Here is a 24,852-nt window from a genome sequence, read left to right as displayed (position 1 = left end):
TGGCCACCTTCCTGGTGACGCGACGGTGGCGCTTGGAAAAGTAGTAGGCACTCGGCGATATAGCAAATGGCCACAATCTTTTTTTGCCTCGCTGCAGGTGCGTTGCGGGCGCGGCATTGCTTCGCTCGTGGGCTACCGGGGGCGGCCACGCAGGTAAAGAAGGTGTCTGCAGCATCCGTGGCGATTCAATCCTTCTGGAAAAATCTGGGAGCACAACGCTGTGCGTCGATCTGCGTCGCGATTTCATGGGCTGCGAAGTTTCGGCCAACTGCCGCAATTGCCCATATTGCCTGCTTGATCAGGTTGCTCACTGCCATGTTCTTGAGTTCAGGTGCTCTGCATGAAAAACAAGAAAACTCAATTGATCGCTTCGTACTGGACACTGGCTGGGAACACGTTTCCTGGCGCGCCCAGTGAGGTCGCCACTTTTAGCCTTCAGGATCGTGTATCTGCAGCAAGTAAGGCCGGTTGGAGTGGGCTGGGGTTCACCTATGCTGATTTGCTTCACTTGGAGCAGACCATTGGTATTCGAGAAGTCGCCAATCTGCTCAAAGAGCATGGCCTGGAGTACGCTGAAGTCGAATTCCTGACCGATTGGCACTTGCAAGGAAGCAAAAAGCAAGCTTCCGACTACAAGCGAAAGCAGCTTCTGGAGTTCGCGGCGGCTATCGGGGCCCAGCGACTCAAATGTGGGGCTGGTGTGTTGGAGCAGGGCGACCTTGATGTAGCGGGCATGCGGGCCTCTTTGCTGGCCTTGTGCGAAGTCGCAGCTGAATTCTCCATCGACGTAGCTATCGAGTTCATGCCGTTCTCCAAAGTATCGACTATCGACAAGGCCATGGCAGTCACCCAAGGCTTGCACGATAACGCAGGCATGGTCATCGACAGTTGGCACGTAGCTTATGGTGGCATGGAGATGTCCGAGATTGCCAAGATCCCAGCACCTTTGATCAAGGGCGTGGAGCTGAGTGACGCCATGTTCGTGATGTCGGATAACCTGATAGAGCAGTCCAACCACCAGAGGTTGCTCATCGGCGACGGAGAGATCGATATCTGCGGGTTCATTCACAATGTGAGGCAGACGGGCTTTGACGGGCCCTGGGGCGTCGAGATCATATCGGGCATTCATCGTGGGCTTGCGGTGGATCAGATGGCTGAACTCGCTTACCAATCTGCGATGCAGTTCTTCGAACCCCCCTACGCCTGACAGACTGAGTTCCGATGTTTTTCATCGGGCTTCATCTTGTGGAGCTTGGGCTCAAGCGTGGGTGAGCCCGAACGTGTGCGTCTCATTGCGTCGATTTTTCAAGGGGTGCGAAATGGAGATCTCGCCTGATGGGAAAAATAATCTTCGGTCCTGGAAGTGTTCCCTGCAGCAGGCTCGCACCTCGTCATCGGCGTTCAACAAGAAGGTATTCCAATGAAGCTCACTGGGGGCCAGATTCTGGCAAAAGCGCTAAAAGCCCACGGGGTACAGTACGTTGCTGGCATTCCCGGCTACGGTTCTTGGGCCATGGTGGATGCCTTCCTTGAGCCTGGATCCGAGATTCCCTTCATCCAGGTCATGCAGGAACAGAGCGCCGTTCATCTGGCCGATGGTTTCTTTCGAGCCTGCGGACGGCCGATGGCAGCGTTACTGCCAGCCGGTCTGGAAGCGTCTAAAGCTGTCTGTGCGTTGGCTACGGCGTCAGCGAATTCTTCTGCCGTACTGGTTCTGAGCGGGGATAAGGAAAGGTCGTTGGTTGACGCTGCGAAAACCGCGTCTCGAGGCGATAGAGCAACACTTTGCAAGGTCGATTGCTACGTGAACGAGGTCGACGCAATTCCGGAGGTTCTGAGGCAGGCATTCGTTAGCATGCTATCGGGTCGGCCTGGCCCGGCCAGCCTTGCATTGTCGGTCAGTGCGCAGATCGGCACGTCAGAAGCCAAACTCGATTTCTCGGTTCAGCGGCAGGCCAATCTCAAGTCATGTCCGGATGCGCAGGTGGTGTCGAATGCTGCTGCGCTGCTTTGTGATGCCCAGCGCCCGGTGATTCTGGTGGGGGGTGGCGTCATCAATGCTGACGTCACTGATGAATTGGTGAAACTGGCCGAGTACCTGCACGCTCCGGTCGTCAGTACATCCGGTGGCAAGGGCGCATTCCCTGATGATCATGCCCTCAATGGCGGCGCTATCGGCCGTCTAGGCAGTACTTGTGGCAACTGTCTTTTGAGTAGTGCAGATCTGATCCTGGCTGTTGGCACCCGGCTGGAGAATGTGTTGGACCTGGGGTGGGGCGGGGGACGAGATTCTGCCCTTGCTCATGCGTGTCTGGTGCACATCGATATCGATGCAAAGCAAATTGGCAAGCGCCATGACGTCGACCTGGCAATCGTTGCAGATGCGAAGCTGGCCCTGGATGCAATTGGATCGGCAATCACCGCGGCTCAACGTACGCAGTTGGCCACCAGGCGGGCGCCCTATCTGAAGGAAATTATTGCCCTGAGACAGCAGTGGGATGAGCAGGTCGAGTTGCTGAGTAACAGTGACTGTGCTCCTTTCAACCTGCAGCGACCGCTGCTGGAGCTTCGCAACTGGATCGAAAGCGACGCAATCATCGTTGTAGGCTCAGGCGGCGTCAAAGGGGCGGTGCACCAGATGTTTCCCATCTACCACCCGCGCACTCACCTCACGTGTGGTGACTCGTCATCGCTCGGTTGGGCAGTTCCTGCTGCAATCGGCGCCAGGCTCGCCATGCCCGCTCGCCAAGTCATCTGCCTGGTCGGTGATGGCGATTTCCTCCACTCGCTCCAGGAACTGGCGGTCTGCGTGATGCATACCATTCCTGTCCTGTTCGTCGTGTTCAACAACAGCGGATACATGTCGCTGCGCGACGGGCAGAACGGGGTGTTCGGGCGCCATTATGGTTGCGAGTTCAACTTTCCAGATGGCAAACCATATTCTCCACACTACGCAGAGGTTGCGAGGAATTTCGGGCTCGATGCCTGGCGTGTGGAGCACGCTTCGCAATTGAAGTCGGTGTATCAGAAGGCGCTGAAAAGCAATGGGCCGTCACTTGTTGAGGTGATCGTTGCGCGTGAGGGGGCAGGGCCGGTGCTACAGAATGACCTTTCTTTCCCGGCCCCGCAGTACGCACGCTGAAGCGCTCTTACCTGCGTCGCACGTCACACCTGACGCACGATGCAAGGTCTATGCGGCCTATCTCGATTTTCTGCCGTTGGTCTTGCCTGATCTCTTTGGCTGCTACGCCGGGACTTGAGCCTGCCGTACGGGGACTGCTGGGTTTTTTCTCAAACTACGCCTGCAAATGCGTCACTGTGCGTCAATCAGGTTGGAGCTGCGAAATTGAGCGCGCTATGGACTCTTGGGAATACTTCGCTCATCGGATGGGAGAACCAAGCTCATTTTGAGCGCATCCGTCCTAGGCGAAGCAAATCAACAAAAGGGAACAACCCATGGCGTACTATCTGAAATCTTCAACCACTCAGCCAGCTGGAGAGGCGGACAGCGTACAAGTACGCCGAATCGTCGAGGAGATGATTTCCGACATCAGCAACCGCGGCGAAGTGGCAGTTCACCAATACTCGGCAACGTTTGATAAATGGGACCCCGCCAGCTTCCGCCTGACTCAAGCGCAAATCGACGAATGCCTGGCCGAGCTGACCCCGCAGCAGATTGATGACATCAAGTTTGCTCAGGCACAGGTTCGTAACTTCGCTCAGCATCAGCGCAACTCGATGAAAGACATCGAGGTCGAGACGCTGCCTGGCGTGATCCTGGGTCACAAGAACATCCCGGTTGAGACGGTTGGCTGTTACATCCCGAGTGGCAAGTACCCGCTGTTGGCCTCGGCTCACATGGGCATCATTACTGCCAAGGTCGCCGGTGCGAAGAAGGTTATCGCGACTTCCCCGCCCTTCGAAGGCCGTCCAAGCGCTCCGGTGATCGCTGCAATTCACTTGGCCGGCGCCGATGAGATCTACTGTATCGGTGGTGTGCAAGCCGTTGCTTCGATGGCCTTGGGTATCGGTGAATTCCCTGAGGTCGACATGATCGTTGGCCCAGGTAACGCCTACGTTGCAGAAGCCAAACGTCAGCTGTTCGGCAAGATCGGTATCGACCTGATCGCTGGCCCTACCGAGACCCTGGTTGTTGCGGATGACTCGGTTGACGGCGAGCTGGTGGCAACCGACCTGCTAGGTCAGGCTGAGCATGGCCCGACCTCGCCGGCAGTGCTGATTACGACCTCGCGCAAGCTGGGTGAAGACACCCTGGCTGAGATCGAGCGTCTGCTGGGGCTGTTGGACACTGCTGAGATCGCGCGCAAGGCTTGGGACAACTACGGTGAGGTTATCATCTGCCAAAGCCAGGAAGAGATGATCGTGGAAGCGAACCGTCTGGCTTCCGAGCACGTCCAGGTGATGACTCGTGATCCGGACTACTTCCTGAACAACCTGCAGAATTACGGCGCGCTGTTCCTGGGCGCCCGCACCAACGTTGCGTATGGCGACAAGGTGATCGGTACCAACCACACGCTGCCTACTTCGCGTGCTGCTCGTTACACCGGCGGTCTGTGGGTTGGCAAGTTCCTGAAGACCTGTACGTATCAGCGCATCCTCACAGACGAGGCCTCGGCCATGATCGGTGAATACTGCTCCCGTCTGTGTATCCTGGAGAAATTCACTGGCCACGCCGAGCAGGCCAACATTCGTGTTCGCCGCTACGGCGGCAAGGATGTTCCGTTCGGTGCGGCTGCTGAGTAACACCGTGCGCTCATGAAAAAGGCTGGTCAGTGATGACCAGCCTTTTTTCGTTTGCCCGGTTTGCGAGTGGCGCGCGTGCTGACTCAGCCCTCACCACCCCACAGGATGGTCGAGCTATCCCCTGTCATGTACTCGCGCACTTCCAGCGGCACGGACAGGTCGCTGGGCAGTATCACAGTCGCGTTCCTGAGGTGCTCGCGGCGGATCAGCCCTTTGTCCACGTATCCAAGCGCCATGCGCGTAGAGAACGGCTGCCGGTAGGACGTGGACGCTACACCGGTTATCAGGCCGTAGAGGAAGCGAATGGGGCGTCGGTGCTGTGGCGTAAGGATCGAGCAGGTAATCTCGTTGCGCTGCTTGCTCTCAAAGTCGATCATGAAGATTCGGTCGCCCAGCAACAAGCAGAACCCGTGATAGGTGAACGAGCAGCCGATTTTTCCACTGCCATCCAGCAGCGGGAAGCGTTCCACGGTGACGTACTGCACCATCGACTCAGCGCGGTACAGGCAGGTGACCGAGCGAAGAATGCGACCCTTGTAAATTGACGAGTTGTGATAGCGGTAATAAACACCCAGATAATCGTTCAATTGCTCAGGCGAGTTTTTGGCCAGTGGCAAGAAGTGCGTGAACTCTTTTGATGAGCGGAGCCCCATCGGCAGTTCGTTTTCAAATCCTTCGTAGAAGCTTTTAAACTCAAGGGGCGATCGGAATAAGTCGTCAACCTCCATCATGAAATACCTGGAGATTTTCTGCAGGATTTTCTGAGAAGGCAGGTGCTGTCCCGCGAGATACTTGTTGAACTGTTGCCGATTGACATCAACTTTTCGACACAGGTCTGCAACAGAACGGCAGGACTCTACAAGCGTCATTAAGTTTTTCTGAAGATTGAGCTGCAAGTCGTACCGGTTTTGACTGCGTTCAACTAGATTGGGCGTAATCGTTACAGGCATTTCTTATAATCCTCCACTACGAATAGCGGCCCGCCCAAGCTGTAAGCTTCGGCAGTATCACTCCCAATACTGGAGGAAACTGGGGGCACACACTTCATCGAGCTACACGGTGATTGAAAACTCAAGCATGCTTTGTGCCATCTGAAGCAAGGCAGGGTTTTCAATGGCATTCTCCGATTTTTGAGTTTTGCTGTCTCAATCCTGTACATTCTGCGTCAGAATCGACGTTCGGTCTACTGTGTCGAGCAATGTATCCGCTCTGTTTCAGGTCTTTGAGGGTGGGCACGCCGCTGCATGTTCCGTAACTGACTTATGACAAAATGGTGTTTTGAATGAGTGAAAGTAACACTGGCAGGATTAAGGGATCCTCCATCTCGCGCGTCATGGAGATTATCGAGGCTGTCGCGCTGGCCAAGGCGGCCCTGTCCCCGGCAGACCTGGCATTTATGTTGGATATTCCGAAGCCAAGTATTCATCGCTTGCTTCAACAGATTCAGGCTGATGGTTACCTCCAAACCAATATGCGTGGGCTGGTTGTGCCAACAGCGCGGCTTCATAAAATAGCCATGGGCGTCATTTACGCCAGTCGCTACAAGGCACTCCGGCAATCAATTTTGCGTCGACTGTCAAGTGAGTTGGATGAGACTTGTGGCATCGCGATGCCCGACGGTATTGATATGGTGTATTACGACCGTGTTCAAAGTGACTGGCCGTTGCAGTTGCACCTTCCTGAGGGGGCGCATGTTCCCATGTGGTGCACGGCCAGTGGGAAGTTGTACTTGAGCACGTTCTCTAAGTCTCGCCGTCAGCAAATACTTCAAAATCTCGCCCTCAAGCGGCTCTCGAAAAATACTATTACCAGTGCTGAGCAACTGGAGCTTGAGCTGTTGAAGATCAGGTCGACAGAGATCGGTATCGATAACGAGGAGTTTGTAGAGGGCATGGTGGCTTGCGCGGTGCCGATCAAGGATGCAAGTGGGCGCCTCATGGCGTGCCTCTACGCGCATGCACCGACGGTGAGGAAGAGCCTGGCGGATCTGCTCCGATTCCAGCCAAACCTTCAGCAGGCGGCGGCGGAACTGTCGAGCCTGGTGGAGGAACCCTTGGGGGAGGAGTAGGGCGTCCTGATAACGCATAAACCAGGGAGCCCCTGGTTTATGCGGGTGGTGCTGAGGCCTGGCGAGCCGGCGCTTAACGCACGGCGAGATTTCCGGGGGTGGTGCACGCCTGGTTAGCTGGCTTGGCGCGTACGCTCAGCGGGGCGATGACGGTGACGATCGCCATGAGTACCAGCGGCAGGTAGAAGAGTGCTTCGATTCCGTAGGTGGTAATGATCAGCGAGTAGATAGCTGGGCCGCCGAGCATGCCGAAGAAACCGATGCCGTTGACGATGCCCACGTTTCGGCCTGCGTTCGAAGGATCCTTCTGGCCGGCCGCACCCAACATCAGAGGAGCGATGCAAGCCAGACCTGCACCCAGTAGCGCACAGCCGACGACGCTCATGAGTGGCTCTTTGCTAAGGGTGGCACAGAGCATGCCGACGATCGATACGACGCAGCTCAGGAACAGCATGCTTGCGCGGCCAATTCGCGCCGCCAGCCAGTCACCGGTCAAGCGAGCAATGAAGCCGGCACCAGTGTAAAGGCTGATGGCCATGCCTGCGGTGGTGATGCTCATGCCGCGCTCGCGGTGCATGAATTCCTGTCCCCAGTCGCTGACAGAGCTCTCACCAATCATGCCGGCGATCAGGATGAGGCCGAATACGACCATCAGAGACAGTACGCGCCAATCCATCTGGCTGGTCGAGGCAGCAGCACCGGTTGGTGTTGGTACAGGCAGAAGGTCATCTTTGCCGAGCATGAATTTGCTGGTAATCAGACCCAGGATTGCAAGTGACACGCCTGCGGTTGTGAAAGGAATAATGGCACTGTCGGTGGAGAAGCCGGCCAGGTAGCTGGCGATGAAGCCGAACAGGAAGCCACCCAGTGAGAAGAAGGCGTGGAAAGAGGACATGATGGGGCGTTGATAGTACCTCTCGACCTCCACACCATGCGCGTTCAGGGCTGTGTCTGTGGCGCCGCGCAAGAAACCGAGCATGCAGGCGAACACCATGGCGAACCAGTATTCAGGGGCCACCGCCAAGCAAATGAACGAGACCGGATAGGCGCAGAGGAGTACTCGCAATACAGCTCGCGGACTGAAGTAGTCGACCGCGTAGCCGACCAGGAAAGCGCCGAACGCAGCACCCACGGCGATACCCAGTGCCAGCATGCCGAAGTCCATGTCGCCCAGGCTCCCGGAGAGGCCAAGGTGATTGCGAAATGCAGTGACGCCGACAGACCATGTGTAGAAGAGGGCGCCCAGAAGCATGAAGCCAGAGAAGGTTGCCATGCGCGCGTTGCGGATTTTGGGTGTCACGAGAGAACTGTTTTGATTGTTGGATTGCATTTTATCACCTGCCCGGAAGTAGCTTGGGATTGCTCTTCCTTGATTGGATTGTTATTGCCTAAGGCTTTTAGACAGTGATGAATCTTGACGTCTACTGCTTGTTGTTTTGGCTGTTATCGCCACTGTTAGCTTGCGCGCTTGATTCGCAACGGTGCTGCTCGCTCTATCTTGCACCTGGTTGATTCCTCAGGCTCGATCTGCTGGTCGAGTGACCAGGCAGCTCCAGCTTCCCGGGTTCTCCGTGCGCTCTACGCATCCCTGCAAAGAACCGGTGACTCGATTTTTAACTGACGGAGTCACTGCCTCACAATTTCGCATCGCGATCCTGATAGACGCACTCTGAAGCAACCTCGACGCACTCCGCGAACAATCCCGCAGCACAGTCGCAGCGCATGGTTCGGTGTGAATCGCCGCATCGCCGAACATCTGAGCCGTGCATCAAATCCCGATAGCCCTGTAGCAGATGGGTTTGAAGCTTTTTTGCCCTTCGCAATCGAGAGTGCCGGCCTTGCAGGCACGAAAAAAATCACCAAGACACCCTCGACATAAAAAGCCAATAGCGATACGTTTTGTCTCGTTATATAAAAATATTGGCTTCTGAAAAGCCTGGAGGTGTGATCCATGTCGGTACAAGCCATCCTGCCGCGAATCATGGAAATCGGAGGCGATGCCAGCCTCAAATTGCCAGATGTGCTCAACTCGCTGGGCTGCCGGCGACCTTTGATCATCACGGACAAGGTGATGGTCAAGCTGGGCTATGCCGAGCGCCTGACCTCGTTGCTGTCGGAGCGGGATATCCCTTCCGAGGTGTTCGACGACACCGTGCCCGAGCCCACTGCTGCTTCCATCGCTGCCGGCGTTGCCCGGGTGCGAGAGGGGAGCTTCGACTCGATTGTCGCGCTTGGAGGCGGTAGCCCAATCGATAGCGCCAAGGCGATTGCCATCCTGGGCAAGTTCGGCGGCGAGATTCAGGACTATCGTTTCCCCCGCCAGGTCAACGAGGCAGGCCTGCCGATCGTCGCTGTTCCTACAACGGCAGGCACCGGGTCGGAAGTGACGCGCTTTACGATCATCACCAATGAAAAGACTGACGAGAAGTTGCTCTGCGCAGGTGTCGGCTTCATGCCTGTTGCCGCGTTGATCGACTACAAGCTCACGCTGACTCTGCCTGTTCGAACAACGGCCGATACGGGCATCGATGCGCTGACTCATGCCATCGAGGCATACGTCAGTCGTAAGGCCAACCCTTACAGCGATACGCAAGCACTGGCAGCAATGCGCTTGATCGGGCCGAACCTTCGCCGGGTTTACGAAAACGGATCTGATGAGGAGGCGCGCGAAGCCATGATGATCGGCTCAACGCTGGCCGGTATCGCGTTCTCCAACGCTTCCGTTGCCCTGGTGCATGGCATGAGTCGTCCCATCGGCGCTTTCTTCCATGTGCCTCACGGTCTGTCGAACGCCATGCTCCTGCCGTCCGTGACGGCGTACTCAATCTCGTCTGCGCCGGAGCGCTATGCCCAATGCTCGCGTTCCATTGGGGCGGCAAGCCCAAGCGATCCGGATGCGGTTGCCAATGCACGGCTTGTCAGCTTCCTGGAAGCGATCAATCGCGACCTGTCGGTGCCAACTCTCCAAGAGTTTGGTGTGACCCGCGAGCGCTTTGATGAAGTGGTGACGACCATGGCCGAACAGGCACTGGCTTCGGGCTCTCCAGGCAACAATCCGCGAGTACCGACCGTAGAAGAGATGGTGGAGCTGTACCAGGCTCTCTGGCGGTGAACTGCCCCGTTTGTGCTTAACGCTGGTGTCGCGACTAACCGTAGTTATCGCATTTTTTGAATTCGAAGTAGGAGATTACTAGATGAACACGATCGGGCATTTGATCAACGGCGAAGTTCGCCTGGATGACAACCGTACTCAGGATGTCTTCAACCCGGCTATCGGCAAGGTAGAGAAATGGGTCGCCCTGGCCAGCAAGGCCACTGTTGAGGAGGCGATTGCCGCGGCAGAGGCTGCATTCCCCGCCTGGCGGGATACCCCGCCGATGAAACGGGCCCGCGTCATGTACCGCTTCAAGGAATTGCTGGAGCAGCATGCTGAGCGTATCTGCACTCTCATTGGTGAGGAGCACGGCAAAATCTCCCACGACGCCGCTGGCGAACTGCAGCGCGGTATTGAGAACGTCGAGTATGCGTGTGGTGCTCCTGAACTGCTCAAAGGTGAGCACAGCAAGAACGTAGGCCCGAACATCGATTCCTGGAGCGAGTTCCAGCCTCTGGGTGTTGTGGCGGGCATTACCCCGTTCAACTTCCCCGTGATGGTACCGTTGTGGATGTTGCCCATGGCCCTGGTCTGCGGCAACTGTTTCATCCTCAAGCCTTCCGAACGCGATCCTAGCTCAACCCTGCTGATCGCTCAGCTGCTGCATGAAGCTGGCCTGCCAAAGGGTGTGCTGAACGTGGTTAACGGTGACAAGGAGGCAGTTGATACCCTGCTGCATGATCCTCGTATCCAGGCCGTCAGCTTCGTGGGCTCGACCCCGATCGCGGAGTACATCTACTCCACCGCCACTGCGAATGGCAAGCGCTGCCAGGCCCTTGGCGGTGCGAAGAATCATGCGATCGTGATGCCCGATGCAGACCTTGATAACGCGGTGAACTCCCTGCTTGGTGCGGCCTTTGGCTCGTCCGGTGAGCGCTGCATGGCATTGTCGGTCGCTGTCGCCGTTGGTGATGCAGTAGCAGACGCGCTGGTCGAAAAGCTGCAGGTGGCAATGAAGCCTCTGAAGGTCGGTAATCACACCGAGCGTAGCAATGACTTCGGGCCGGTTATCACTCGCCAGCACCAAGAAAAGGTTGTCGGCTTCATCTCCAGCGCCGAGGCTCAGGGGGCCAGCGTGGTCGTTGATGGTCGTGACGTCATCGTCCCTGGCTTTGAAGATGGCTTCTTTGTTGGTGCAACTTTGATCGACAAGGTCACCGCCGACATGTCCAGCTACAAAGCCGAAATTTTCGGCCCTGTTCTGCAGGTCATCCGTGTGAACACCATGCAAGAAGCCATGCAACTGATCAACGCTCATGAGTACGGCAATGGCACCTGCATCTACACCCGCGATGGCGAAGCCGCCCGTTACTTCAGCGACAACATCCAGGTGGGCATGGTTGGAATCAACGTGCCGCTGCCGGTACCGGTGGCTTCACACAGCTTCGGCGGTTGGAAGCGCTCTCTGTTTGGCGACCTGCACGCCTATGGCCCGGATGGCGTCCGGTTCTACACCCGTCGTAAAACCATCACGCAGCGCTGGCCGTCGGCAAGTGTTCGTGAAGGCGCAGAGTTCTCGATGCCAACCATGAAGTAGTGATCGAGTCGCAGAATAACCACCGCCTGGTGCGGTGGTTTTTTTTGCCCCAACCAAAGTGCTTCACTTCGCGTCGATGTGGGCCGGGCTGCGAAATGGATCGCATCGGGTGGGCTGATCAATACTCTTCAAGGCGTGGTGAGCACTGCAATGGCCGCTGTCAGCGGAGTTTACGGAGGATGGTGTGAGTTCCATTGATATTGCGGTTGAGAAAGCTCCAGAGGGGCTAATTGACGCCACGATTTACAAGCGCCGTCGAGCGCTTTTTTCGCTGTTTTTCATCATTGGTCTTTGCATGGCGACATGGGTGTCCCGCACACCAGATATTCGGGGCAGCCTCTCTGCCACAACCGCAGAAATGGGGATGGTGCTGTTCGGGCTTTCCTTGGGCTCGATCATTGGCGTGTTAAGCGCTGCGGTACTGGTTCGGCACTTCGGAACCAAACCCATCGTATCGTTTGGGGTGTCATCAGTTGTTTTGAGTTTATCGATCATGGCAGTGGGGGCGTCACTTTCCATTGCCCTGGTTGTGGCGGCAGGCTTGTTTGCCTTCGGGCTCGGCATGGCAACCGCCGAAATTGCTCTCAACATAGAGGGAGCGAATGTCGAGCAGATCATTCGACGATCAGTGCTGACGCAACTGCACGGCTTTTTCAGCTTCGGGACGTTTCTAGGGGCTGTATGCGGAATAGCGCTCACTGCAATGAAGTTTCCCGTGGCCCTGCATCTGCTTTGCGCGGTGGGAGTGGGCATGGTGATCGCGGCTACTGCCTTGGGACACATCCGACCGGGACTTGGCAGGCGACCGGTGGCGGGGCAGGGGAACTCGACGGCTGAATCACCCAGCCTGGCTTTGCACTTGAAAGATGTTCGGCTGCTGTTGATCTGCATCCTTGTGCTCGCAATTGCACTGGCTGAAGGGGCGGCGAGCGACTGGCTGCCGCTGTTGATGGTGGATGGCCATGGCTACAGCGGCGCTGCCAGCTCGATCGTCTATGCCGGTTTTACCGCCGTGATGACCATAGGGCGATTTGCTGGAAGCTACTTCATCGAGCGTTTTGGTCGTGATCGCGTGTTGCGGGCCTGCCTGGGGCTAGGCGTGGCGGGCCTGGCAGGTGTGATCTTCATCAACCACCCGATACTCGCCGGGCTTGCAGCGTTGCTCTGGGGGCTTGGCGTCTCCATCGGATTCCCGATTGGTATTTCTGCCGCGGGTGATACGCCCAATGATCCGGAGGCTCGCGTGTCAATTGCCTCAACGGCGGCCTACTTCGCGTTCCTGGTCGGTCCCCCCATGCTTGGTTTTTTGGGAGAGCACTTCGGGTTACGAATGGCGATGACTCCGGTTCTTGCGATGTTGACGATCGTGTTCTTCCTGGTTCCAGCGGTTCGTTCCCGCAGCCGTACATAGTGTTCGGTGTCATCCGGTTTGTTGAGGTGCAAAAGTGCGTGTAAGTCTGAATGGAGAAAACTTCAATCTCCCCTTGGATGCGACGGTTGAGAGACTGATCGAGCTTCTTGGGCTTTCCAATCGGCGCATAGCTGTCGAGCTCAATCAGGATATCGTTCCTCGAAGCCTTTATTCGATTACCGAGATTTGCGAAGGCGACAGGCTTGAGGTGGTGCACGCCATCGGCGGGGGTTGAGCGAGCGTGCAACTGTTCAGGCGATTAGTCGAGGCGAGCGAGCAGATGGCTGCTATACCCGCTGCAGCTGGCCGCAGCCATGAAGCATGCGGTGATAGACGCTTGACTGGCCCATCTGGCAGACCGGATGCCTCGAAATCCGTACACCAGTGCGTCACCTGCGATGAACATGCCGATCACTGACTGGGGCTTGTGCTCCGTAGTCGACGCGTTCCAGCGTTAAAGCACAGTTAGGCGTGTGCCAATCACGTCATGGGCGGCTCCAGCAACGTTGCTAAATCACACGCAACCCCTCTAGTTCGGGGGGCTGCGGCGTGCCGTGCTGGGGGGCTCACTTAGTGCGTCAGTGTGCGTCGCCTTTGGAGGGGGCTGCGAAATTGAGCTCGAAAGCCGTAGTGCAAATACTGGCACCACTAGCGTTGCTTCATGGGCCCGAGATGAGCCTGTGGGTAGAGGTTGGAGGTTCAGCCCTGTGACGCATCAGTTAGCTGCCTGTTACGTGATTAGTGAGGCTAAGAACAAGATGGAAACAAAACCTGATGTCATTGTAATAGGCAGCGGGGTCGGTGGCGGGGCCACTGCCCGTCGTCTGGCTGAGAATGGTGTGAATGTGCTCATCCTTGAGCGCGGCGACTGGGTTCCTCGCGAGCAAGACAACTGGAGTGTGTCTTCGGTGTTCTTCGAAAAGAAGTACACCGCGCACGACACCTGGCTGGACGCCAAGGGCGAAGCGTTTCGCCCGAGCATCTATTACAACGTAGGGGGTTGCACCAAGTTCTATGGTGCATCGCTGATCCGTTTCCGTGAGAAAGATTTCGACGACCTGCTTCACGTTGAAGGCCTGTCGCCAGCCTGGCCCTATCGCTACAAGGACATCGAGCCTTATTACCAGGAAGCCGAGGAGATCTTCAACGTTCACGGCGACGACACGGACGATCCAAGCGCGCCCTGGCGTAGCCAGGCCTACCCGTACCCTGCGATGGCCACCGAGCCCGTCGTCGCCCAGATGGCGAAATCGATGCGCGATTACGGCGCACGCACTTCGGCACTTCCGTTGGGCCTGAATCACTTTGAAGGTGGCAATTGCATACGCTGCAAGACCTGTGACGGCTTTCCTTGCCGCGTAGGTGCCAAGAGCGAAGCTGAGACGGCCTTGATTCAGCCAGCTTTGGCCACCGGGCGAGTGACACTGTCGACCAATACGCTTGTTCAACGCCTGCTGCTTTCCGAGGACGGCAAGCAGGTGACAGGCGTTGAGGTCATGCGTAGCGGCAAGGTCGAGGTGCTGACTGCGAAACTGATCGTCGTGGCATGCGGTGCGATCAACAGTGCTGCGCTTTTGCTCAGGTCTGCCTGTGCCCAGGCGCCAGACGGTGTGGCGAACAGCTCTGGGGTGGTAGGCCGCAACTACATGGCGCACAACCAGACGGCGCTCATGGGCCTCTCGTTGAAAGAGAACGACACGGTGTTCCAAAAGACGCTTCAGATGAACGAGTTCTACTTTGGCGCTGATGACTACTCGTTCCCGTTGGGACACGCCCAGATGCTGGGCAAGCTTCAAGGTGGGATGCTCTCCGCCAATGTGCCATACCTGCCGAAGATCGTGGGCGTGACAATGGCGAAGCACAGTATCGACTGGATTGCATTTACTGAAGATCTGCCTGATCCAAACAACCGGGTGCTGTGGAAGAATGGAAAGGTCCAGCTCGACATCCGTCGTAACAATCTCAAGCCGCATAAAGTCCTGGTTAAGAAGTTGGCGTCGCTGATTAGGTTGAGTGGCTATCCGGTTGTACTGACCAAGCCGTTGTTGAAGCACTCCACTTCGCACCAGTGCGGAACTGTGAAGTTTGGCAATGACCCGGCGACGTCGGCGTTGGACCAATATTGCCGCAGCCACGATCAAGACAATCTTTTCGTGATTGATGCTTCGTTCATGCCGTCGTCTGCCGCTGTCAACCCGGCGTTGACCATCGCAGCGAATGCCTTCCGGGCTGCCGATCACATGCTGAAAAAAGATTTCGGCATCGATGTCACCAAACAACCCGCAGAAGCCAAGGCCAAGGCCTTGATCTATGGAGCCGCCGTGAGGCGTTAAGCGTTCCGCCAGCGCCGCTCTGGCGTGAATGCAGAACTGATGTGTGCGACCAGCTCGCAGTAGCTTTTATTTAATAATGAGGAACAGCAAATGGCTGATACAAAAAAGAAAATGACCGGCGGCGAAATCATTGTCGAATACTTGATCCGCGAAAAAGTGCCTTACGTATTCGGCATTCCTGGTCATGGTAATACTGCGCTGCTCGACGCTTTTGTTGATCGCAAAGACGAAATCACACTTGTTCCTGCTATGCACGAGCAAGGCGCTTCGCACATGGCCGACGGCTACTACCGTGCGACCGGCCAGATCGCCGCAGTCTGCGCATCGATCGGCCCAGGTGCAACCAACACACTGACCGGCATCGCCACAGCGTTCGCCGACTCCCTGCCGCAATTGGTCATCAGCGGCGGTGTGCACACCTACATGATGGGTAAAGGCGTTCTACAGGAGCTGGATCGTCCGCATCCGGACAACTTCCCACGTATGGCCGAGCCGGTGGTCAAGCGCTGGTGGCAGCCAAGCCATGTTGATCAGATCCCTGGTGTAATGACCCAGGCCTTCAACGTCATGCTGGAAGGTCGTCGTGGCCCGGCGCTGATCAACATGCCGCAGGATCTGCAAGCCGAAGAGGCCGCAATTGATCTGCCAGCACCCCAGACTCACCGTTCTCACGGTCGTCTGCATGGCGACCCCGTCGACATCGCAAACGCGGTCAAGCTGTTGCTTTGCGCCCAGCGCCCGGTGATTGTCGCCGGTGGGGGGGTAATTGCTGCCAATGCCAGCCCTGACCTGGTTGCCATTGCAGAACACGTCGGCGCCGCTGTAACCACTTCCTTCATGGGTAAAGGCTCCATCCCTGAAGACCACCCGCTGTACGCGTGGCCGTGTGGTGACCTGGGTTCGATCCCGGGTAATGCCATGACCCGTGAAGCGGACGTCATTCTGGCCGTTGGCTGCCGCTTCAGCGACCGTATCACCTCGTCGTATCGTCCAGGTGTGACCTTCGATATTCCGAAGACCAAGTTGATTCAGATCGACATCGATGGCTTCGAGATCGGCAAGAACTACCCAGCTGAAATCGGTATCGTGGGCGATGCCGGCGCCATCCTGAACGCCTTGCTGGCAGGCCTGCGTGAGGCTGCACCGGCCAAGGACTACACCAGCGATCCTCAGTTCCTGCGCCTGCAGGAACTGAAGGCGAAGTGGGAAGAGCACCTGCATCCGCTGCGTACCTGCAACCACTCGCCGATGAGCGTATCCCAGGTGCTTTTCGAGGCACGCAAGGTACTGCCACGCGATACTGTGGTCGTTACCGACTCCAGCAACCCGCAAAACCAGGTCTTCAACGAGTTTCCGGTATATGGGCCTAAGCAGCACATCACCCCGGGTGGTTTCTCCGGTATCGGCTTCGCTGTACCAGCCGCAATCGGCGCCCAGATGGGCCTGCCAAACCAGCACGTTGTAGCGGTGTGCGGTGATGGTGCCTTCCTGCAGACCGGGCAGGAGCTGGCGACTGCAGTGATGATGGGGGTTCCGGCGATCTTCCTCATCATCAACAACGGCGGTTGGGGTGCTATTCGCAACCTGCAGCTGAACATGTTCGGTGAGGACCGCGAAATCATCACCAACTTCAGCAAGCCAGACGGCAGCAGCTACATGGCCAACATCGCAGATTTCGCCAAGTCGCTCGGTGCACAAGCCGAACGCGTTGAAGATCCTGCACAAATCGGCGCTGCGCTCAAGCGCGCCATGGCATCCGGTCAGCCGTACCTGGTTGAGGCCATTTGTTCCATCGAGCGTCCGTACAGCAACATGCACCCGACTGGCTGGTGGGACATTACTGTTCCCGCCTACCTGGGTGACCTGCGCGACGAGTACGTCAAGAACCGCGGCTTCTAAGCCGTCTTGTAGTACGGGCCGGGCCGCTTCGGCGGCCTGTGTCTTATCACCGTCAGAATCCATAAAGATTAGAACTTCGCTTTTATGACGCGCGCAATGCGTGTCACGTGCTGCCAATCCGAATTAATGACAAGAAAAAAGGAAATGGTATGAATCTCGGTAAGCGTATTTGCTTGGCCGTTCCGGTTTTATTCAGTGTGTCTGCGGCGTCAGAAGCAGTGCAGTTTAGCGGCTATATGCGTAGTGGGGTAGGTGGGGCAACGTTGGGGGGCACGCAATCCTGTTTTCAATTGCCCGGCGCACCTTCAAAGTATCGTTTGGGTAACGAATGTGAACAGTATATAGAACTTGATTTGCGGCAAGATGTCCTGACGCTCGATGACGGTTCTGTTGTCAGTCTTGAGGGCATGGCTCAGTTATACAATGCGTATGGACATTCACTGGATTTTACCGGCGACTACGGCTATGCCAGGATGAACCAGATGTACACCGAGTGGAGCAATGTCAGCTTCTTGAACGGTGGTTCGCTCTGGGCGGGTCGTCGTTTCTATAAACGCAATGATATCCATATCTCGGACTTCTATTATTGGGATCAAAGCGCTACCGGCGCAGGTCTCGAAAACTTCGAATACGACGGCTTGAAATACAGCTACGCATTCTCGCGAAAAGACAGCGTGTTCCAGAAGAACGATGTCAGTCGGCACGACTTCAACGTAAGTGGCTTTCGCTCCAACCCCAATGGTCACCTTGAGTTCGGCGTCAGCTTTCTTGACAAGCCGAGCCGAGACGACAGCAACAGTGGTTGGGCCGTGACCGCGCAGCACAAGCAGGATGCGTTTCTGGGTGGGGTCAATACCGTCGCGTTGCAATACGGTGAAGGGCCAGGAACCGGCTTGGGCAACACCGGTGACGTCACCCTGGATCGTACTAATCGCAGTTGGCGGGCGGTCGAGTACTTTGACTGGAAAATGTCAGAAAAGTGGAGCGGGCAGGTTCAGGCGGTATATCAGAAAGATATCCGGGACGATGGTGGAAGCCAGGAGTGGACATCCGTGGGTGTGCGCCCCATCTATGCAATCACGAACCAATTCAAAATTGTTACAGAAATCGGGCGAGATCAGATAGAGGCTTCGGATGGCACTCGCAAGCTGACGAAATTCACTGTCGCGCCGACCTGGTCGCCTAAAGGCCCAGGCTTCTGGGATCGACCTGAAATCAGATTCTATTACACCTACGCCTGGTGGAACGATGTTGCCCAGCGTGCAGCTGATGCCATTGCAGAAGGATCAGCCTTGTCTACCACGGGGCCGTTTGGAGGTGCTAATCATGGTAGTAACTTTGGTGCGCAAGTAGAATATTGGTGGGAATGATGATGGTGTGGCCGCCGGCTAGTTGGTAAACGGCCGCGAGCAGACTGCATGTTTATAACCCATTTGCTTTTGAAGATTGAGGATGACCACATGGAAACTAACATTCAGCGCCCATTGCAGTTCTCGGACGAGTTTGTAGAAAGTTATCTTGTTGAGAACGTCAGGAATTTTACCGTGGCAGGGGGTGTCGTGGTGAACCTCGACCATGAGCCCATGCACATCGGCGGCCCGGTACCGAGTGTAATCCCAGGGTGGAAGTCGGCCACCTTGTTCAACGGCATCATTACCAGCGCCAAGCGCGTCGCGGTCTTGCGTGTTCAATCCGAAACCAATCTGGGCGGGCTGGTTTTTGGAGAATGGGATTGGTTCGGCAACCGCTTTGCCAAATTCCCTCGTACGACTCCGCTGTACATCTCTCGTTATGACCACGTGGGGTCGGTGAAGCTTGATCCGTTCGTCTTCGCCAATCAGCGTGAAGAGGCATCTGATGTCCGGGATTACAACGTTCGCATCAACCTGTGGTGGGCGCCGACAGGTACTGATTGCTACATGCATAACGAGCACCCCTTTCTGGAAATCCATACTCAGATCCATGGGGTAGGGCGCATCCAGAAGTTTGTGGACCGTGACGAGAGCACGCTCTACGAGCAGATCGTCATGGCGCCTGGCTACACCCATGACCCGTTCTCTCATGTTGAAGAGAACGGCCTTCCGACGTACCCATGGCACCGTTACTACTCCGATTCGGACTGCATCTGGCTGGCTATCGAGTTCCACCCGGAGTGATGATCAGGTTTGGATCGTGTGCACCTGACTGTTGATTCAGATGAGATCTCTGAATCGCCCCTGGTTTCGTAGACACCTCCAAGCCTCATAATGAGGCCCAAATAGGAGGTGCCATGAGTCGTCAGCGTTACCCCGAAGAGTTCAAGATCGAAGCGGTCAAGCAAGTGACCGAAAAAGGCAAACCTGTTGCCGATGTCGCCCAGCGTCTGGGCATGTCCGTGCACAGCCTTTACGCCTGGATCAAGGTCTACAGCAAGCCCCAAGAGCAGCGTCAGCAAGATGATGATCAGCAGGCCGAGTTGCGCAAGCTACGCGCTGAACTCAAGCGTGTGACGGAAGAGAGAGACATCTTAAAGAAGGCCGCCGCGTACTTTGCCAAGGAGTGCGGCTGAAGTACGCCTTTATCAAGCAGCACGCGGACGAGTATTCGATTCGACGGCTTTGCCTGACGCTGAAAGTCCATCCCAGCGGTTATTACGCCTGGCTGGCTGAGCCGCAATCTCTACGAGCCAAAGACGACCAGCGACTGCTGGGTTTGATTAAGCATTCATGGTTGGAGAGCGGCGGCGTTTATGGCTATCGCAAAAACCATGACGATCTGCGCGAGGCCGGCGAGGATTGTGGTCGTCATCGTGTGGCAAGGCTGATGCGTCTTGAAGGTCTGCGTTCTCAGTCAGGTTATCGACGTCGCCCTGGAAAGTACGGCGGTAAGCCAGCAATCGCCTCACCCAACTTGCTGAAGCGCCAGTTTGATGTCGTAGAACCCAACAAGGTTTGGGTCACCGACATCACCTACATTCGTACGTACGAAGGCTGGCTGTATTTAGCAGTGGTGCTGGATCTGTTTTCTCGTCAGGTCGTTGGCTGGTCAATGAAGTCGCAGATGACCAGTGATTTGGCCATTGATGCGTTATTGATGGCGGTTTGGAGGCGAAAACCGAAACAGGAGGTGATGGTTCACTCCGATCAGGGCAGCCAATACAGCAGTTCCGATTGGCGCAGCTTTTTGAAGGCGAACAATTTGGTTGCCAGCATGAGTCGCCGAGGCAACTGTCATGACAATGCCGTGGCCGAGAGCTTTTTCCAACTTCTGAAACGGGAACGGATCAGGCGGAAAATCTACACCACGCGGGAAGATGCTCGTAGTGATGTGTTCGATTACATCGAGATGTTCTACAACGTAAAACGTCGGCATGGCTTCAACAATCAGCTGTCGCCGGTAGAGTATGAGAAACGCTATTTTCTGAGCTTGGAGAGTCTCTAGGAAACCAGGGGCGATTCAGTCTTCACATCGCTCCATACCACGCTCAAACAGGCTGGTCTGGAAATGTCTCTGCGCAAGGTCAAAGAAATGGCTGACGACCTGGCTCACTCCGGTTCGACCAGATTCTGGCGGTAGACCATGTCGATCATCTTGCAGGTAGAGCACGGGGATGCGCGATTTGAAGTGCACCCAGGTCAGTTGAGCCCAGGTTTCATGGAGAAGAAGGCTTATCGTTTTACCGCGCTTCAAGGCTTTTCCTTCTACATTGATGACGTTTTGGTCGAGGCGGTCGACCAAAACGGGGCGTGTGCGTGGTTATGGTCGCCAGGCTTTTATGCGGGAGAGGTCGCGGCCGAGCTTCTGGATGGTCAGGGGCGGACTGCCGCCAGTTACCGGCTGGACGTCTCAGCAGCTGATAATAAGCTTGGAGGACAGGTATTCGCTGCCATGGTTGAGGCGATTCTGGATTTCGACCCGGCTCTCGTTCTGGGGACAGAAGAGGCTCAGTTTGGAATTGGCCATGATGGAGCACTAACCAGCCCGCATCTGCAGTATGCGAGGCTGAGACGCTATGGGGATCGACTACACCGCGCGCTCAAACAGATATCTCAGCGGCCGTTAACAACCTTGAAGAGCGATCGCACGTCGGTGAGTGCGCACACGGTCAAGCGGTTGGATTCCGCATCCGTGCGCAAGGCACTGAGAGGGCCGACCGGGCAGGCACTGTTGCATCCTGCTAGCACTCAGCGTCCGGTCTTGAACACTGTTCGCTTTGAGGTCAGCAGATCTTACGAGGAAGAGGACAATCCCGCGAATCAGACCGTTGGGCTTATTCTCTTTGATGTACTTAGACGTTGCCGGCAGGTGGTGAGGGGGCTTCAGCACGCAGCTGCCACTGAAGTGGTCAGTGATACCCGATCAGCGTTAACGCCAAGGCTCGTACGCCGAATCGCATTCACCGAGTCGCTTGCTCGCAAGCTAGAACGCCTTCAACGCGCAAGACCTTTCTGCATCGTGACTGCCAGACGTCTATCGGCTGCGGGATTGAATGCGATCTCTGCTCACCCTGCATATGCACGAGCTTATCGGTTTGGTTGGTACGCGTTGCGTTCAGGGTGGTTGGGGAAGGATCCTGATGAGACTCTGTGGATCAGCCCAACATGGGAGATCTATGAGCGGTGGTGCTTTGTGACGGTTGTCTCACAGCTGCAACGTCAGTTTCCTGAACTCGTATGGAGTCGTGAATATCGATCGTTGGGGTTAAAAGAAATCGTATGGCGGGGGAAGGCGGCTGATGTGACCGTTGAGGTGTGTTACCAAGTCCGATGCCCAGCGATTGATCAACCTGCGCATCGCGGTTTCCAAAGCTTATCGCGAGAGCGATATCCGGACATCGTCGTGACGTTGGACTCGCCTTCGGCGAAGCGCTTCGTGGTTTTCGACGCGAAGTATCGCAGCGCCCGCGCCAGCGTCCTGGATGCAATGGAGTCAGCGCACATATATCACGATAGTCTCCGGTGGAAGGGCATCAAGCCTGACGTTTCGTTGCTGCTGATCCCTCGGGCAGACAACGTAACGCTGCTTGCCAGCCCGACCTATCATGCGGACTATGGGGTTGGAGCTTGGCAAATCGGAGCTGAATCAGAAGGGGAGGCGCTGGGGGGCGAGATCAAACGTATTCTGACTGCGGTACCAATCGCGGCCGCTCCGGTGTGTTCGATTGTTACTGGAGCGACGACGTAAGCGATCGCGCGCGCCCAGCCTGAGTGCAAATTCCTACCGGCTCCTGTGAGAGCTCAAAATACGTCTTCGCGCGGACGACACTGGGCAACGGCTTGATGCGGTAGCGGGTGCACCGGATACCGATCTGCTCTGTCCATCGTCTTCTTTGCCATCAAAATCGGGCAGGATGTTCAGTGTAACGGCAGCAGATCAGATCTGCGCAAATGACAGGGATTAGTGCTCTTCATGCACGGGGCTCTTGAGGATCTCGGCGCTTCCAGCCGCCGGGATATCTCATTCTCGTCCAGTGACAGACCAGGCTGAATACGGTTGCGCCTCAGTCGCCCTGCCAGGGAATTGCTGTCGCTGAACCCATTTGATTTCGGAGAGTTCTACTCCCCATAGGCAACCCTGTCTGAGAGACGGAAAGGGACTGAAGTCGAGGTAGATTGGGGGCCTTGCTGGGCCTTTCGGCCGCCCCAATGCTCAACTGCAGCCTCGATTCTATCCCGATCCAGCACTATGCCCTTGGTGACTCGTACGTCCATAAGATTCGTGACCTCACGGGCGATATTCCTACAGTCTGAGCAAAGGATCTTCATCATGAGGTCTTGGAGCTGGGGCGTGGGGTTGACCAACTCATTGAGCGTGACCTAAAGGAAAATTTTAAGCAATGAGGTTGGACGGTCTCCGGGTGGCTGCAGGATGGAGATCATTCAACGGTCGCAAAATTGCGAGGGAAACATTTCAGGCACTCTGAAACCTCTGCACAGTAATCAGGGTTGGCGGCAATGAAAGCCTGCAATTTCTTGGGAGTATCCAATTGCGTTGGAGAGTTATCCGGGCCGTACAGCACTGCCTCTGAAGCATGCAGATTCTGGACGAACACATAGGGAAAGAAGCCATGCTCCTCATACACTGACTCGTACCTGTCCTGGTCAACGGCGCTCCCGATCATATGCCATAAGCTCGGCAGGTTTCCGTATGTCTTCTCGATATTGGCGAGGGCATTTTGAGGTCGAGTAAGTCCATCCCACATCCATCCACCTTCAACTGTGACGTGAATGTCATTATTTTTTATAATCAAGCCAAACGCTGAAAGTTCTGCACCGGGGTACTCAGTTCCCTGATGCACTGCGTAGTAGAAATGCCTCATGTCATAGCCCTCAAACTCAACAGTGGCGTCGTCCGGAATTTCCGAAGCTATCTGTTGGTACATCGATAACCAGAAAGGGGTATGTCCGATGAAGGATGCAAAGGCCTCTGATGCGTAACTCCAAGCTTTGCCGGTGGATTTGCTGGAGGCCTTGCTAAAACGGTATCGATTGGAGCGAGTCGACCTTGCGTCTACATCTTTGGCTGTTAAGCAACGCATGATCTCATCAAGGTTGTTCACGAGGTCATTGCGAGGCCAGTCTCCCAGTTTCACGAGTTGAGCATAGTGATGGTGAACTTTCTGATTCTCGACTTTCTCAGGGGTTGCCCGAGTGTCCGAGTAGAAAACGAACTCGGCTTTATCGCTCTGATCTTCCAGCCAGTCGCAAAGGTCGGTCTCAATCTCCCAACCTGGATGCAGGTAAATTTCTTCCTGGAAGTCCGGATTAAATATCAGCTTTTTCACATCTCCAATGGCCTTATCGGGTACTCTCCAGACGCACAATAGGGACATGCGTTCGCGTTTGCCAATCGGTTCCATGACGATCACGGCAGCTCGTACATGCTCGGCGTTGCTTAAAGCCCGTTGAAGGTCAGCGCTGAAGCTTTGTTGGTTTTGCGCAGAGGCGAAATAATAGAAACGCATGTCTGGTGACAGGCGAGATTGTAGGCTCACTTTGGGCAGGACTCGTTCTTCAGAAACAACAGCCTGATTCTCCAGCGTAATCTCAAAACCCTTCACCTGCACCGGGCAGTAATCAGCGAAGAACGATAGGGGGATATCCAGTTCGTGCCAGTGTGTTGACAATACGAAGCAGCGGATTCTGTGGCTATCCACTTTCTGATCTTCCATGAACAAAGCGATGTATTTGCTCAACTCATGGAGGGCTTGTCGTGCAGCCTGCTCGCTGCGCTTGACTTCAATGATCACAAAATTGCCGAAGCGGTCTTTAGCCAGTATGTCAAAGGCGCCGCTTGCGCCTGCTGGGTTTTCGACAACAAAATTAGTGGTTATCAACGCGAGCTGCGGCTCAACAATTGTCAGGCGCTCTGCTAGGTGATCACGCAGTTCGTCCTCATTCTTGAAAAGCCCCAAGACAGGTTTTGCTCCCGGCATACCGAATTTCCTTAACAGCGTGTAGAGGCAGGTCTGAATTTGCCGACTCCATGTGAACCCTGCATAGCGTTCTTAAAAGTCGGGCGGTCGGCGTTTGATTAGTGAAGTGTGAAAAGACCTTCAGCCGAGGTGACGCATCCGGTTGAAGCGCGATGAGGGAACGTCCCATATGATCGGCTAGGCCACTTAGCCTGAAGCGCAGCGCTCGGATAGACAATCGACGATACCGGTCGCCTTTGAACCTGCATTACTCAAGCGGATCCGCAGCTGCC

The 24,852-nt window shown here is 55.8% G+C and carries 18 protein-coding genes; 14 read left to right on the top strand and 4 right to left on the bottom strand.

From position 1 onward, the window contains the following. Positions 1-185 precede the first annotated feature (185 nt). Positions 186-311, bottom strand: a complete 126-nt coding sequence (locus ACPRTJ_RS24185; RefSeq protein WP_263010523.1) for a hypothetical protein — start codon at positions 309-311, stop codon at positions 186-188. A gap of 29 nt (positions 312-340) precedes the next feature. Here ACPRTJ_RS24185 and ACPRTJ_RS24180 point away from each other — a divergent pair, with 29 nt between their 5' ends. From ACPRTJ_RS24180 to hisD, 3 genes are all read left to right on the top strand, one after another. After that, on the top strand, positions 341-1,207 hold the full coding sequence (locus ACPRTJ_RS24180) for a sugar phosphate isomerase/epimerase family protein (RefSeq protein ID WP_123753041.1): 867 nt from the start codon (positions 341-343) through the stop codon (positions 1,205-1,207). Between the two features lie 213 nt (positions 1,208-1,420). Further along, positions 1,421-3,142 carry a thiamine pyrophosphate-binding protein gene (locus tag ACPRTJ_RS24175; protein ID WP_426427403.1) on the top strand — a complete coding sequence of 574 codons (1,722 nt, stop codon included), beginning with the start codon at positions 1,421-1,423 and terminating at the stop codon, positions 3,140-3,142. Positions 3,143-3,456: 314 nt separating this feature from the next. Next, a complete protein-coding gene (hisD, locus tag ACPRTJ_RS24170; protein WP_088515025.1) occupies positions 3,457-4,764 on the top strand; it encodes a histidinol dehydrogenase in 1,308 nt (435 codons plus the stop codon). Positions 4,765-4,847: 83 nt separating this feature from the next. Here the strand turns inward: hisD and ACPRTJ_RS24165 are convergent, their stop codons facing one another. Then, positions 4,848-5,714: a helix-turn-helix transcriptional regulator gene (locus ACPRTJ_RS24165; protein ID WP_043859788.1), complete on the bottom strand. Its 867-nt coding sequence runs from the start codon at positions 5,712-5,714 to the stop codon at positions 4,848-4,850. 332 nt (positions 5,715-6,046) lie between these two features. On the opposite strand from ACPRTJ_RS24165, the gene ACPRTJ_RS24160 reads away from it, so the two are divergent. Then, on the top strand, positions 6,047-6,832 hold the full coding sequence (locus ACPRTJ_RS24160; protein WP_043859787.1) for an IclR family transcriptional regulator: 786 nt from the start codon (positions 6,047-6,049) through the stop codon (positions 6,830-6,832). 73 nt (positions 6,833-6,905) lie between these two features. Here the strand turns inward: ACPRTJ_RS24160 and ACPRTJ_RS24155 are convergent, their stop codons facing one another. Continuing rightward, positions 6,906-8,162, bottom strand: coding sequence for an MFS transporter (locus ACPRTJ_RS24155; RefSeq protein ID WP_426427402.1), 1,257 nt, complete (start codon positions 8,160-8,162; stop codon positions 6,906-6,908). Positions 8,163-8,783: 621 nt separating this feature from the next. Between ACPRTJ_RS24155 and ACPRTJ_RS24150 the strand changes: the two genes are divergently transcribed. From ACPRTJ_RS24150 to ACPRTJ_RS24105, 10 genes are all read left to right on the top strand, one after another. Next, positions 8,784-9,944, top strand: coding sequence for an iron-containing alcohol dehydrogenase (locus ACPRTJ_RS24150; protein WP_088515023.1), 1,161 nt, complete (start codon positions 8,784-8,786; stop codon positions 9,942-9,944). Between the two features lie 82 nt (positions 9,945-10,026). After that, positions 10,027-11,523: a CoA-acylating methylmalonate-semialdehyde dehydrogenase gene (locus ACPRTJ_RS24145; RefSeq protein WP_426427401.1), complete on the top strand. Its 1,497-nt coding sequence runs from the start codon at positions 10,027-10,029 to the stop codon at positions 11,521-11,523. 184 nt (positions 11,524-11,707) lie between these two features. Continuing rightward, positions 11,708-12,934, top strand: a complete 1,227-nt coding sequence (locus tag ACPRTJ_RS24140; protein ID WP_426427400.1) for an MFS transporter — start codon at positions 11,708-11,710, stop codon at positions 12,932-12,934. A gap of 34 nt (positions 12,935-12,968) precedes the next feature. Continuing rightward, a complete protein-coding gene (thiS, locus tag ACPRTJ_RS24135; RefSeq protein WP_116053986.1) occupies positions 12,969-13,169 on the top strand; it encodes a sulfur carrier protein ThiS in 201 nt (66 codons plus the stop codon). Positions 13,170-13,692: 523 nt separating this feature from the next. Then, entirely contained in the window at positions 13,693-15,267 is a 1,575-nt protein-coding gene (locus ACPRTJ_RS24130; protein WP_426427399.1) for a GMC family oxidoreductase, read from the top strand. A gap of 90 nt (positions 15,268-15,357) precedes the next feature. Further along, a complete protein-coding gene (locus ACPRTJ_RS24125; RefSeq protein WP_168186847.1) occupies positions 15,358-17,166 on the top strand; it encodes a thiamine pyrophosphate-binding protein in 1,809 nt (602 codons plus the stop codon). 236 nt (positions 17,167-17,402) lie between these two features. Next, positions 17,403-18,536: a maltoporin gene (locus ACPRTJ_RS24120; protein WP_426429152.1), complete on the top strand. Its 1,134-nt coding sequence runs from the start codon at positions 17,403-17,405 to the stop codon at positions 18,534-18,536. A 90-nt stretch (positions 18,537-18,626) separates the two neighbouring features. Beyond that, positions 18,627-19,322 carry a hypothetical protein gene (locus ACPRTJ_RS24115; RefSeq protein ID WP_088515128.1) on the top strand — a complete coding sequence of 232 codons (696 nt, stop codon included), beginning with the start codon at positions 18,627-18,629 and terminating at the stop codon, positions 19,320-19,322. A 113-nt stretch (positions 19,323-19,435) separates the two neighbouring features. Continuing rightward, positions 19,436-20,586, top strand: a protein-coding gene (locus tag ACPRTJ_RS24110; RefSeq protein WP_426427398.1) for an IS3 family transposase whose coding sequence is annotated in 2 segments (ribosomal slippage) — positions 19,436-19,670 and positions 19,670-20,586 — 1,152 coding nt in all. Because the reading frame shifts where the segments join, the coding sequence is not laid out codon by codon here. Positions 20,587-20,724: 138 nt separating this feature from the next. Next, positions 20,725-22,329: a DUF2357 domain-containing protein gene (locus tag ACPRTJ_RS24105; protein ID WP_426427397.1), complete on the top strand. Its 1,605-nt coding sequence runs from the start codon at positions 20,725-20,727 to the stop codon at positions 22,327-22,329. Positions 22,330-23,020: 691 nt separating this feature from the next. Here ACPRTJ_RS24105 and ACPRTJ_RS24100 read toward each other — a convergent pair. Beyond that, on the bottom strand, positions 23,021-24,580 hold the full coding sequence (locus ACPRTJ_RS24100) for an endonuclease NucS domain-containing protein (RefSeq protein WP_426427396.1): 1,560 nt from the start codon (positions 24,578-24,580) through the stop codon (positions 23,021-23,023). Between the last annotated feature and the right edge of the window lie 272 nt (positions 24,581-24,852).

The organism is Pseudomonas palmensis (genome assembly GCF_049942755.1).
Taxonomy (GTDB): domain Bacteria; phylum Pseudomonadota; class Gammaproteobacteria; order Pseudomonadales; family Pseudomonadaceae; genus Aquipseudomonas; species Aquipseudomonas palmensis.
This window is presented reverse-complemented; position numbering and strand designations above follow the sequence as displayed.